Source organism: Urbifossiella limnaea, from assembly GCF_007747215.1.
Taxonomy (GTDB): domain Bacteria; phylum Planctomycetota; class Planctomycetia; order Gemmatales; family Gemmataceae; genus Urbifossiella; species Urbifossiella limnaea.
Map to the genome: position 1 here is coordinate 1,408,783 of NZ_CP036273.1, position 11,900 is coordinate 1,420,682.

The 11,900-nt window shown below is 72.9% G+C and carries 11 protein-coding genes and 2 tRNA genes; 3 read left to right on the forward strand and 10 right to left on the reverse strand.

The window, feature by feature from the left end; translation table 11 throughout:
* Positions 1 to 37: 37 nt before the first annotated feature.
* The 4 genes from ETAA1_RS05625 to ETAA1_RS31505 all read right to left on the reverse strand — a co-directional run bounded on the left by ETAA1_RS05625 (position 38) and on the right by ETAA1_RS31505 (position 1,926).
* Positions 38 to 805, reverse strand: a complete 768-nt coding sequence (locus tag ETAA1_RS05625) for a hypothetical protein (protein ID WP_145235086.1) — start codon at positions 803 to 805, stop codon at positions 38 to 40.
* Between the two features lie 313 nt (positions 806 to 1,118).
* A complete protein-coding gene (locus ETAA1_RS05630) occupies positions 1,119 to 1,460 on the reverse strand; it encodes an STAS domain-containing protein (RefSeq protein WP_145235088.1) in 342 nt (113 codons plus the stop codon).
* A 257-nt stretch (positions 1,461 to 1,717) separates the two neighbouring features.
* Positions 1,718 to 1,791, reverse strand: a tRNA-Arg gene (locus ETAA1_RS05635).
* 61 nt (positions 1,792 to 1,852) lie between these two features.
* Positions 1,853 to 1,926, reverse strand: a tRNA-Glu gene (locus tag ETAA1_RS31505).
* Between the two features lie 70 nt (positions 1,927 to 1,996).
* On the opposite strand from ETAA1_RS31505, the gene ribD reads away from it, so the two are divergent.
* Complete coding sequence (ribD, locus tag ETAA1_RS05640) at positions 1,997 to 3,085, forward strand: bifunctional diaminohydroxyphosphoribosylaminopyrimidine deaminase/5-amino-6-(5-phosphoribosylamino)uracil reductase RibD (RefSeq protein WP_145235090.1); 1,089 nt, start codon at positions 1,997 to 1,999, stop codon at positions 3,083 to 3,085.
* Here ribD and ETAA1_RS05645 read toward each other — a convergent pair.
* The 6 genes from ETAA1_RS05645 to ETAA1_RS33350 form a co-directional block, all read right to left on the reverse strand.
* A complete protein-coding gene (locus ETAA1_RS05645) occupies positions 3,075 to 4,007 on the reverse strand; it encodes an ABC transporter ATP-binding protein (RefSeq protein WP_145235092.1) in 933 nt (310 codons plus the stop codon). The two genes, ribD and ETAA1_RS05645, sit on opposite strands and share 11 nt — an antisense overlap.
* Positions 4,008 to 4,040: 33 nt before the next feature.
* On the reverse strand, positions 4,041 to 6,341 hold the full coding sequence (locus ETAA1_RS05650; protein WP_145235094.1) for a hypothetical protein: 2,301 nt from the start codon (positions 6,339 to 6,341) through the stop codon (positions 4,041 to 4,043).
* Positions 6,342 to 6,365: 24 nt separating this feature from the next.
* The gene (locus ETAA1_RS05655; protein ID WP_145235096.1) at positions 6,366 to 6,665 is read right to left on the reverse strand and encodes a MazG nucleotide pyrophosphohydrolase domain-containing protein; all 300 of its coding nucleotides are present in this window, start codon (positions 6,663 to 6,665) and stop codon (positions 6,366 to 6,368) included.
* Between the two features lie 228 nt (positions 6,666 to 6,893).
* Positions 6,894 to 7,052 (reverse strand): hypothetical protein, encoded by a 159-nt coding sequence (locus tag ETAA1_RS31510; RefSeq protein ID WP_202920440.1) that lies wholly within the window; start codon positions 7,050 to 7,052, stop codon positions 6,894 to 6,896.
* Positions 7,049 to 8,212 (reverse strand): IS701 family transposase, encoded by a 1,164-nt coding sequence (locus tag ETAA1_RS05660; protein WP_145235098.1) that lies wholly within the window; start codon positions 8,210 to 8,212, stop codon positions 7,049 to 7,051. The genes ETAA1_RS31510 and ETAA1_RS05660 overlap by 4 nt, the downstream gene beginning before the upstream one ends.
* Before the next feature lie 311 nt (positions 8,213 to 8,523).
* Positions 8,524 to 9,903, reverse strand: coding sequence for a sensor histidine kinase (locus ETAA1_RS33350; RefSeq protein WP_145235100.1), 1,380 nt, complete (start codon positions 9,901 to 9,903; stop codon positions 8,524 to 8,526).
* A 105-nt stretch (positions 9,904 to 10,008) separates the two neighbouring features.
* Here ETAA1_RS33350 and ETAA1_RS05670 point away from each other — a divergent pair, with 105 nt between their 5' ends.
* Both ETAA1_RS05670 and nth read left to right on the forward strand, forming a co-directional pair.
* Positions 10,009 to 11,220, forward strand: a complete 1,212-nt coding sequence (locus ETAA1_RS05670; protein ID WP_145235102.1) for an enoyl-CoA hydratase/isomerase family protein — start codon at positions 10,009 to 10,011, stop codon at positions 11,218 to 11,220.
* Entirely contained in the window at positions 11,217 to 11,900 is a 684-nt protein-coding gene (gene nth, locus ETAA1_RS05675; RefSeq protein WP_145235105.1) for an endonuclease III, read from the forward strand. Before ETAA1_RS05670 ends, nth begins: the two co-directional genes overlap by 4 nt.

Genomic DNA, 11,900 nt, shown 5'->3' on the forward strand with positions numbered 1-11,900 from the left:
GTGACGCCGGTTCGAGGTCCAGGCGTCGTTGCGGTTGCTATTCCTTCGGGAAATCCTCGGCGCGGCGAATGGTCTGGCAGATGCCGCTCACGGTCTCCTTGTAGTGCTCATCGACCTTCGAATCGACGACGAATGCCGCTCCGACGAGTCGCCCCTTCGCCCCTTCGAAGACGCCCGCCGCGAACACCACGTCGACGCCCTTCTTTCCCTTCCCCGTGCCCGTGACCACCAGGGCGCCACCCTTCGTCTCGGCCGGCTCGTCGAATTTGACATCGCTCAGGGACTTCCCGAGCCGTTCCTTGACCAGCTTGGCCCCGGCCTGCTTGTCGGCGGCCTCGATCAGGGCGAACATCGCGAAGGCTTGCCCGTCTTGACTGACGGCCGCGGCGTAGTTGTCGCCCTTCCGCTGCTTCCATGAGGTGGGGAACGTGACCCCGACCACCGGGCTCTTGAGCACGCGAATGACCACCTCCTCGCCGGCCTTGACATCCTGCCCGGCCGGGGTGACGCCGAGGACGTCCGGCGGCGTTTCGGCGAAATTCGACCGCGGGGCACTCTGGTATTCCGCGGTCGTCTGATACTGGGTCCGCGCCGCGTTTTCCCGGTCGATGGCGCTGCGCGTCGCACCCGTGACCACGCCGATCTTGGCCCCCGTCGCCGCGCCTTCGCTCCCGCCCACCATGTTGCCGACCACGGCGCCTCGCGCGCCGCTCCGGACAGCCCCGCCGCGCTGGCTCAGGGCGGTGTCCGTCATCACGAGTAGGCCCAGCACGGACACTCCCAGGATGATCCTCAGGACTCTCATGGTCGCTCCTCCAGCTGTACCGACCCCCTCAGAGTTGTGAACCTGGCACAATACCGGGTTCATTTGAGGTTAACGTGATCGACCACATCGACTTGACTCCCGATAGGATACCGCGCCCGGCTAGCAACAACCGTGACAAACCGTTTATTCCTGCCGTTGCAGGTCCAAGCGTCTGGTGTCGGGGCGCTTCACGGCCCCGACAGGGCGTGGCGTCTCGCGAGCACCCCCCGGCGGCCCGGGAGAGTCATCGCCCGCGCGGCACCCGTCTTGCCGTGGACGATGGCCTCACCTTCGCGTGCGTCCGGTGGAGGTTTCAGCCGCCCCGAAGTGCATCGGCCAGGGTTGGGAGCAACGGGATGATCCGGTCGAGCTTGGTCACCGCCATGACATCCCAGAACGGCCCCGGCGGGCAGCACACCCTGAGTGAGCCCCCGGTGCGGCGGGCGGCCAGCAGAATCTCGAACAGGTAGCGGCGGACGGAGAGCGTCGCCCGGTCGTCCGCATCCAGTAACAGCACGACCCGCCGGCCGCCCCCCTCGAACAGCCCGGCCGGGCCAGCGGTGTCTGAGTAGGGGTCGCCCGTAGCGCGGTCGCCGACCTCGACCACAGTGGTGCCGCCGATGCTGCGGATGAATAGGACGGGGCCGGCGTACATCGAAACCCCTACCGGTTCAGCCGGCCCCGCCGCCGAGGTGGCGGTAGGGCTCAGTCAACACGAGGACCGCGAGCTTGACGGGGTCGGGGAGGTGTTGCCACGCGCGGGAGGGACTCCGGGCGGGCGTCCGCGGCGGAGAGGCATCCGATTTGCATCGGAGCCGTTCCGTTTGGGTGTGTTTTGGTGTCGTTCGTTCCCGAACCCGGGGGTAGTCCGAAGTGCTTGTGAATCCTGGCTTTTCTGCGGTTTTCCTTGAGTACACCCAGAAGGATTCGAACCTTCAACCTTCGGTTCCGTAGACCGATGCTCTATCCAGTTGAGCTATGGGTGCGGCCGTGTCTGCCACCGGAATTCTAGCGGCCGGCCGGACACTTTCAACCGCCTTCCGCGAATAACCCGTCGGGGAGTCGAACCCCGTCCTCCGGTGTGAAAAACCGGCGTCCTCGGTCCGGTAGACGAACGGGTCGTACAGTGCCAGTGACACCGCCCGCCGAACCCGGTTCGCGCCCGTGACGCCGCACCCCCTCGAACCCCACATGCGCCACGCCCTCGCCCTCGCGGCGCGGGGGCGCGGCGCCGTCGAGCCGAATCCCATGGTCGGCGCCGTCGTGCTCGACGCCGCGGGCGCGGTCGTCGGGGAAGGGTGGCACCAGCGCTTCGGCGGGCCGCACGCCGAGGTGCATGCGCTCGCCGCGGCCGGGGAGCGCGCCCGCGGCGGCACCCTCGTCGTCACCCTCGAACCGTGCTGCCACCAAGGGAAAACGCCGCCCTGCACCGACGCCGTGCTCGCGGCCGGCGTGGCGCGCGTCGTCGCGGCGATGGCCGACCCGTTCCCGCGCGTCGCCGGCGGCGGACTGGCGCGCTTGCGGGACGCGGGCGTCGTCGTCGAGGTCGGGGTGTCCGAGGCCGAGGCGCGGCGGCTGAACGCGGCGTACCTCAAACTCCTCGCCACGGGCCGGCCGTGGGTGCATCTCAAGTGGGCGATGTCGCTCGACGGCAAGACCGCCACCCGCGCCGGCGACTCGCAGTGGATCAGCGGCCCCGAGTCGCGGCAGCGCGTCCACGAGTTGCGCGGCGTGGTCGACGCGATCGTCGTGGGCCGCGGCACCGTGGAGGCCGACGACCCGGCCCTGACGGCGCGACCGCCCGGACCGCGGGCGCCGACGCGGGTGGTACTCACGGCCGCCGGACGGCTTCCGGACCGCTGTCGGCTGCGCGACACGGCGCGGGCGGTGCCGGTGCTGGTCTTCACCGCCGCGGGAAATGAGGGTCGGATCGCCGGGTGGGCCGAGGAGGGGGCCGAGGTCGTGGCGCTGCCGGCGGGTGAGGGCGGGCTGTCCGTGGACGCGGTGCTGGCCGAGCTCGGGCGGCGGCGGATGACGCACGTGCTGGTCGAAGGTGGGGCGGCGGTCCACGGCGCGTTCCTCGACGCCGGCGCGGCGGACGAGTTGCACGTGTTCGTGGCGCCGCTGCTGATCGGCGGCGCCGCGGCGCCGGGGGCGACGGGCGGGCGTGGGGTCGAGAAGTTGGTGGCGGCGCTGCGGCTCGGGGAGATGACGGCGGCGCCGAGCGGTGCGGACGTGTACCTGCACGCCACCCGTACCGCCGGGGGCGTCAGTTCGTGATCCCCTTCGTGATCTCCATGAACACGTTTTCCAGGTTCACTTCCTTCTCCTTGAACGCCTTCAGCCGGTAGCCGTCGCGGATCAGCCGCTCGGGGAGGAAGCTGCCGTCCTCGTGGCCGTCCTTCAGCCGCACGTCCAGCATCCCCGTCTTCGCGTCCGCCTTGACCAGCAGCACCTCGGGGTAGGTCTGGAGCTTCACCGCGGCGTCGGCGTTGCGGTCGCCCACGCTCACGGTGAACGTCGCGTTGCCGCGCACCTGCCGGATGGCGTCGTCCACCGACCCGTTGAAGATCAGCTTGCCGCGCTCGATGATGCCGATCTTGTTGCAGATGTCGGCCAGCTCCGGGAGGATGTGCGACGACACCATGATCGTCTTCGCCTCCTGCCGCAGCCGCTTGATGAGCTCCCGCATCTCGATCCGCGCCCGCGGGTCGAGGCCGCTCGCCGGCTCGTCCAGCAGCAGCACCTGCGGGTCGTGCAGCAGCACCCGGGCCAGGCCGAGGCGCTGCGTCATGCCGCGGCTCAGGCTCGTCACCAGCGCGTCGCGCTTGTAGCCGAGGTCCACGTAGTCGAGCACCTGCTCCACCTTCTTGCGGCGGGCCGGGCCCTGGATGCGGTACGCGGCGGCGAAGAACTCCAGGTACTCGGTCACCTTCATGTCGTCGTACACGCCGAAGAAGTCGGGCATGTAGCCGATGGCCCGGCGGATGTCCTTCGAGCCGGTGTAGATGCTGTACCCGCACACGCTGGCCTCGCCCCAGCTGGGGTTCAGGAGCGTGGCGAGGATGCGCATGGTGGTCGTCTTGCCGGCGCCGTTCGGGCCGATGAACCCGTACACGTCGCCCCGGCCGAGCTTGATCGTGAGCCGCTCGAGGGCGTACAGGTCGCCGTACTTCTTGGTCAGGTCGCTGGTTTCGATCATGGGAACCTCAATCGCCCGGCCAGCCGGGGTGGGTCACTTCACCGGCAGGTACAGCCGCACGTAGGTCTCGGTCCGCCCGACGCCGGGCACCGCCGGCCGCGTCCCGCCGGGCGGCGCCTTCAGCCACAGTCGAGCGGCCGACCACGGGCCGCCGGTCAGGTCTGCGCCCGGCCCCGCGATCAGCGGCGCCCGCGCCACCACGATCACCTCGTGACGGTTCTCGGCGCTCAGCCGCCACGACTGGTCCAGCCGCCGCAGCGACGCGTTCCGCGGGATCACGCCCTCGTCGTTCCGCAGCGCCGCCTCGTGGAACAGCACGCCCCACAGCGGCAGCGCCTGCCCCGGCGCCGGCGGGGGCGGCGCCTTCGCGCCGCGGTCGGCGCCGGGCACCCGCGCCAGGATCTCCGGCAGCGTCGCCCGCTCCTGGAGGTACTGCGTCGCCGGCTGGCCGCGGTCCAGCACCAGCCGCACTTCCTGGTCGGGCACGAGCGTGCCGAGCGGGAACGCCTGCCCGGCGTAGAACGCTACCGCGTCCATCAGCTCCGGCAGCGGCATCCGCGTCACGAACGTCCCCACCGCCTTCGACGGGTCGCCCGGCGGGTGTTCGAGCCGCGACTCGGCCACGGGTGCGGGCGCGTCCAGCGGGGCCGACCAGTTCCCGGCGAACGCCCGCGACGACCACACCGGGATCGGCACGCCCGCCAGCGACTCCGCGATTTCACCCGGTCCGGTGCGCACCTCGTAGCGGCGGCGTAGCAAACTCGCCCGGCCGCCGCGCGGGCCGCCGACCCAGCTTAGAACGGGGTCGCCGTCCGTGCCGGGGGCGGCCCACTTCTCCGCCGGCGACACCGCGACCGAGTACGTGTCGATCCGCGGGCTGAACACGCCGTACCAGCCGGTGCCGTACACCCGGCCCGACTCGGGCACCACGTCGATCACCTCGACGGCGTTCACCCGCAGCTCGCGGCCCTTGATGGCGTCCGCCGTCAGGTACGCCAGCACGCACACCGTCAGCACGATGGCGGGGAAGGTGACCCAGGTCAGTTCGGCCCGGCCGATCACGCGGCGGAGCAGGTAGAACTCGACCGGCCCGACGAGCAGCAGGTAGAAGACGATGAGTACCGCCACCCAGCCGAACGACACCACCGGCACGCCGTCGAACGTGTCCACGTGCGTCCGCAGCGCGACGCCGAGCTCGTCCTCGTCGTCGGTGGGGCCGGTGCTCGGCGGCCGCGGCTTCCCCTCGGAGCCGACCGACGCCCGCGCGGCGCCGGCCTCGCGGAGCACCCAGTCCCAGAACTCGGCCCGCGACGCGAACTCGGTGTACGGCGCGCGGTCCAGGTCGAAGCCGATCAGCGTGACGCGGCCGAGGCCGAAGCCGCCCTGCGCCGCGATGATGTCCTTGTCGTCGGCCTGCCGGGCCGGCGGCGGGATGAGGACGCGGCCGGGGCGGGTGAGTTCCAGATTCGCCACCGGGAAGCCGGCGCCGCGGGCGTTCAGGTTGCCGGCCATCGTGCTCGTCTGGCTCGACTCGCGCGCCGACCAGTACAGCGCCAGTCGGTTCGTATTCCGCGTCGGCTCCGCGGCCTTCGCCACCGCCGGCAGCAGTTCGCGGAGGCCGGCCAGCAGCCGGGCCTTCTCCCCGGCGCTGACGACGATCCGGCCGCCGCGGCGCACCCACTCCAGCAGCGCCGCCCGCTTTCGCTCGCCGGCCGGCGACAGCAGTTGCTCGAACAGGTCCCCGGTCGCGGTCGTCAGCACCACGAGGTCGGCGGCGTCGTAGCCGACCCAGTGGTCGGGGAGCAGCGCCAGCTCGGTGATCGCGGCCACGTCCACTCGCCCGCCGCGGAGCGGGCCGGTCGGCGGCGCCTCGTCGTCGGCGGTCGGCCGCGGCAGGTCGAAGCCAGGGAGGCGGCTGCCGAGGCCGAGCACCACGTACGTCAGCGGGTCGCGCGGCCGCAGGCCGGTGACGCGGAACGGGGCCGACACCGCCACGCCGCTCCGCCGCACGAACACGACCGTGTCCGCGGCGCCGGCGGCGGGGCGGACGTAGGTGAGGTGCCGCCGCGCCGCCGGGTCGATTGGCACCGACAGCGCCGCCGTCACGCCGTCGGCGTCCGGCGACTCGACGACAAGTTCGTCCCCGGCGGCCGCACCGGTCAGTTCCACGAATACGGGTGCCCACGTGGCGAACTTGGCGACGGGCGGGGCGTCGTCCGCTGCCGCCGGCAGGCCGACGCGCACGGCGGCGACCGTCGGCTGGTCGGCGCGAGCCGGGCCGGCGAGGGCGGCGAGGAGGGCGGCGGCGAGGAGCAAGCGGGGGGCCGCCGGCATGTCGGGGGCTCGGGGGTGGGTCGGCTACGGCTTCTCGGCGGTGCCGCAGGCGCAGGGGGTGCGGCCGCAGCCGGGGCAGCCGCCGCCGTACTTCTTGGCCATCGCCTCTTCCAGGTCTACGCCGGCGATGTTGGCGAGGGTCGCCAGCCAGGCGAGAACGTCGGCGAATTCCAGCACCCGCTCGGCGTGCGACCCGCCGCGCAGCGCCGCGGCCAGCTCGCCGACTTCCTCCATGAACCACATGAAGGTGCCGTCGGTGCCGCGGGCGCCGTCCTTGGAGCCGTACAGGTCGCGGATGCGCTGCTGCAACTGGTTCAGGGTCATACGGTTCGGCCGGGGGCGCGGGGCAAGGCGATTCTACGCCCGGCCGCCGCCGCCGACCAACCGGCCGCGACGTTCGCCGCGCGGTCATTGTGTGTCACCGACCCCCCCGGGGGGTCGAGGCACGCATTGAGTCCATGCCACAATAGAGGGTGAGAGCGATTCCGGAGGTGGGACACCGACGGGCTTACGGCGGGGGCGGGTCTCCTCTAGTCCTACAGCCGTAGTTGGTCAGTCGGGCGGCTTGGCCCCCCGCTTCCGGTAGTGGTAGCAGCGGGCGCGGTGCTGGTGCGCCCGCCGCCACGCTGACCAGGCCAACACCTTCTCGGCGTCCGGCACCACCGCCCACACGAGTCGGAGCAGCAGCCTCCGCACCTCCGGGACGCTCACCCGGACCAGCCCCGCGCCCCCTTTTTCGGCCGACCCGACGGCCCGGCCGCCACCCGGATCGCCGCCACCACCGCCAGGGCGAGCAGGCTCAGGGTGACGTGTCGGTGCCACCCGACCCACGACCGCACCTCGTACTCGTCGAGGCCGCAGTCGCCCTTCGCCAGTTCCAGGCACTCCTCCACCCGCCACCGGCTCCCCGCCACGCGGACGAGCTCGGCCGGGGCCGTCGCCGCCGGCCCGCGGGCGAAGTAGTAGGCCCGCTCGTCCGGCCGGTCCCGGTGCCGCCGGACCACCAGCCACAACTGCCACCCCCGCTCGTCCACCGGGCCGAACGCCCGGACCGCCCAGTCGTACTCCCGCGGCCCCTTCGACCCGTCCCCCGCACTGGCCCGCTCCCACGCGGCAACCGGGAACCCCTCGGCGACGGCCTTCACGGTCGAGCGCTGCTCCCCGTCGAACAGCGGCTGGTTGGCCGGGACCGCCAGCAGGTACGCCTGCCGGTGCCCCTCCAGGAACCGGCGGAACGCCCCGTCGTGCCCGTACACCGTGTCCCCCGTCACCCACCCGGCCGTCACCCCCCGCGCCCACGCCCGCGCCAGCATCCGCTCGGCCAGCCGCGGCTTGGTGGCGAACCCGACGGCCGCCGGCACCCCGGCCGCGTCACACCGCGGCCGGTCGTCCGTCCACTCCTTCGGCAGGTACAACGCCCGGTCGATCAGGGCGTGCCCCTTCGGCCCCGCGTACGCCAGGAAGACCCCGACCTGGGCGTTCTCGATCCGCCCGGCGGTGCCGGTGTACTGGCGGGCCACCCCGCACGACTTGGTCCCCTTCTTCAGGAACCCGGTCTCGTCCACGACCAGAACCGCGGCCGGGTCGCCGAGGTGCTCGTGGACGTACCCCATGAGGTCGTCGCGGACGGCGTCGGCGTCCCAGTCGGCCCGGGCGAGCAGGTGCTGGACCCCGTCCGGGGTCGGGTCGCCGAGCGCCTCGGCGAGTTGCCACCCGTTCTTCCGGTCGGCGTCGCCCAGCAGCCCGCGGATGTACCCGACGGCCCGGGCGCGGGGCTCGGACCGGGCGAAGTGCCGGCCGATCCGGTCGCCGACCGCCGTCACCTCGTCCGCCCAGGCCCGCACCTGGGCCGCCGTCGGTCGTCCTGACATCGCCCACCCTCGCCACAAGTCCTGGCGAGGGCTGTTGTAGCAACTACGGCTGTAGGACTAGGCTGGACGACCCAAGAAGCCAGCGAAGCCGAAGCCAACACCGAGACATGACAACATCCACTTCGGTTTCACAGACTGCGACCTTCGCGGGTCGGTCGTCGTCCGTGACGGCGAAATGGTGCTGGACATAGTCGGCGGCGAAACCCCCTACCTGATCGTCGGGAGCAAGAAGGGCCACGACTACGAGGGCACGAACAGCGCAAGGGGTGGCCACCCCGTTTACCTGTGGGGGGTGCGGCGGGAGAAGCGTTTCACCCCGGCCGCGGCAGCGCCACGCGGAACGTGGTCCCTTTCCCCGGCCGGCTCGCCGCCCGCACCGTGCCGCGCATCGCCTGCACCAGGTGCTTCACGATCGCCAGCCCCAGCCCGGTGCCGCCGGCGTCGCGGCTGCGGGCCTTGTCCGCCCGGTAGAACCGCTCGAACACCCGCGGCAGGTCCGCCGGGCCGATGCCGATGCCCGTGTCCTCCACCTCGAACCACGCCTGCCCGCCCGCCGCCGACCACCGCACCGTGATCCGCCCGCCGTCCGGCGTGTACTTGATGGCGTTGTCCACCAGGTTGTCCAGCACCTGCCGCAGCGCCCCGGCGTCGGCCAGCGCCTCCACCCCGGCCGGGCCGTCGGCCGGCGGCTTCTCCACCAGCGTCAGCGACTTCTCCTCCGCCCGCGCCGACAGTCGCTCCAGGCACTCGGCGATGGCCCGGTCGAGCCGCACCGGCACCGCCGCCAGCACCTGCCCCGCCGACTCGATCCGCGCCAGGCTCAGCAGGTCGGTGATGAGCGCCATCAGCCGGGCCGCCTCGTCGGCGACGCGGGCCAGGAACACGTCGCGCGTCTCGGCGTCGTCGGCGGCGCCGTCCTGCAGCGCCTCGACGGTCGAGCCGATGACGGCCAGTGGCGTCTTGAGTTCGTGCGACACGTTGGCCACGAACTCCTGCCGGAGGCGCTCGAGGCGGCGCAGCTCGGTGGTGTCGTGGACGACGACGACGGCCCCGGCCGCGGCCGGGGCGGGGAGGCGCGACACGTACACGGTGAGGCTGCGGCCGACCGGCCCCTTCCAGTCGAGCTCGGCCCGGTGCTCGTCGGCCGCGGCCAACCCCTGGTCCACGATCTCCTGAAAGCCGCGCTGCCGCACCACCTCCCACAGCCGGCGGCCGACCGCGGCGGCGGGGTCGAACTCGAGTAACACGCCGGCCCGCTCGTTCGCGAACCCGACGCGCTGGTCGGGGTCGATGGCGACGACGCCCTCGACCATGCCGGACAGGATGGCGCGGAGCTGCTCGCGGTCGTGGGCGAGCTGGTCGAACGTGTCGGCGACGCGGCCGCTCATGGTGTTGAGGGCGGCGGCCACGCCGGCGTGCTCGCGGCCGCCGGACACGCGGATGACGTGGCCGAGGTCGCCCTCGGCCAGCCGGCGGGCGCCGGCCGTGAGTTCGCCGAGCGGCCGGGCGAACCGCCGGGCCATGACCCACGCCGGCACCGCGGCGAGGAGCACGACGAGGGCGCCGGTGACGGCCACGTCGTCGGCCATCTCGAAGAGGAGGGTGCCGTGCCGGCGGAAGATGAGGACGCCGACCAGCCCGACGGCGGTGAGGACGAGCAGCAGGTAGGTGGCGAACAGGCGCCAGAACATTTCAAGACCGGGGCCGGGGGTGCGGGCATTGTAGGGTCGGCCGATCCGGGTTGACCCGCGGGGCCGGATGCGGGACGATTGCCCGACGCGCACCACGGAGGGGGCATGGGGCACGTCCGGGTTACGACCGAGTACGGCACCGCCACCGTCTGGCTGGACTTCCCCGGCGAGCCGGTCAACGCCCTCGACCGCGCCCGCCTCGCCGACCTCGACGCCGCCCTCGCCGGCGTCGCCGCGAACCCGCGCACCGACATCGTGGTCCTCCGCTCGGCCCGCGCCGCCGGCTTCTGCGCCGGGCTCGGCGCGAACCTCGGCCTGGCGCACCCGACCGACCGGGCCGCGTTCGCCGCCTTCGGCCAGCGCGTCGCCGAGCGCGTGGCGAGCCTGCCGCAGACCACCGTGGCCTTTCTCGACGGCCCCGTCCTCGGCGCCGGCCTCGAACTGGCGTTGGCGTGCGACCACCGCCTCGTGCTGTCGCGCGTCACCACGCACCTCGGGTTCCGTGGCCCCACGTGCCTCGGCGGCGCGGCCCGGGTGCGGCGGCTCGTCGGCCGCCGCGCCGCGGACGAGTTGCTGACGACGGGCCGAACGCTGTCCGGCCGCGAGGCGGTGCGGCTGGGGCTGGTCGATCACGCCTTCTGCGAGCGGCGCGGGAAGATCGAGTTGCGGACGTTTCTGGACACGCTCGAGCGCCGCGGGTGGCGCCCACGGCGGCGCGTGGAACAGACGGGGCTGGCGGACGAGCGGCGTGTCTTCGCGGCGGCGGAACCGGTGGTCGTGGTGCCGGCGGTGCCGCGGCCGATGCTCAACCCGCTGCCGCCGCTACCGGCCGTGGTCGGGTTGCTGACCGGCGTCGCCGAGGCGGCGCGGTTCGCGGCGGAGGCGGCACTGCGCGGCGGGCGTGTGGTGGCGCCCGACCGGAGCGCAGTGGACACGGCGATCGCGGCGGCGCTGGCCCGCGGGTTCGTGACGCCGTTGGAGGCCGAGCAGGCCCGCGCGCGGGTGACGGCCGACGGCTTCGGCCGGGCCGACCTGGTGTTCACCGACGGGGAGCTGCCGGCGGTCGGGCGGCGGTGCGTGGTCGCCGTCGTGAGCCCACACGCCTACCCGGCGCAACGGGTGGGCTTCGCCCGCAACCGTCGCACGGTCGGCGTCTGCCTTGCGCCCCGGACGCTCCTCCCGCACGCCGACACTGACCCCGACGCCGTCGCCACACTGGCCGAGTGGCTGACCGCGTTCGGGCGCGGCCCGACCGTCCTTCCAGCGCCGCGGCCGGTCGCCGTCCGTACCCGCCGGCCCGCTACCATACCGGCATGACCGACCCCAAGCTGCCCCCCCGCGCCGAGCGCGTCGCGGCCGTGCTCGCGCTCCTCGACGCGCTCTACCCCGCGCCCGAAACCGCTCTCGACCACCAGAACCCGCTGCAACTCCTGGTCGCCACCATCCTGTCGGCGCAGTGTACCGACAAGCGGGTGAACCTCGTCACGCCGGCACTGTTCGCCCGCTACCACACCGCCGCCGACTACGCCGACGCCGAGCCGGCGGAGTTGGAGGAGTACGTCAAGACGACCGGCTTCTTCCGCAGCAAAGCGAAGAACATCCGGGCGTGCTGCCGGCTGATCGTGGACCGGCACGGCGGCGAGGTGCCGGGCACGCTGGAGGAACTGGTGGAGTTGCCGGGGGTCGGCCGGAAGACGGCGAACGTGGTACTCGGAAACGCCTTCGACACGCCCGGCATCACCGTGGACACGCACGTCGGCCGGCTGTCGCGGCGGCTCGGGTGGACGCGGCACACCGACCCGGTGAAGGTGGAGCGGGTGCTGATGAAGCTGTGGCCGCGGGAGCGGTGGACGCTGGCGAGCCACCAGCTGATCCTGCACGGCCGGGCGGTGTGTCACGCGCGGAAGCCGCGGTGTGAGGAGTGCGCCGTGAGTGCGCTCTGCCCCCGAGTGGGAGTCTCCGGGAGTCGGTGGGAGTCTCCGGGAGTGGAGGAGTAA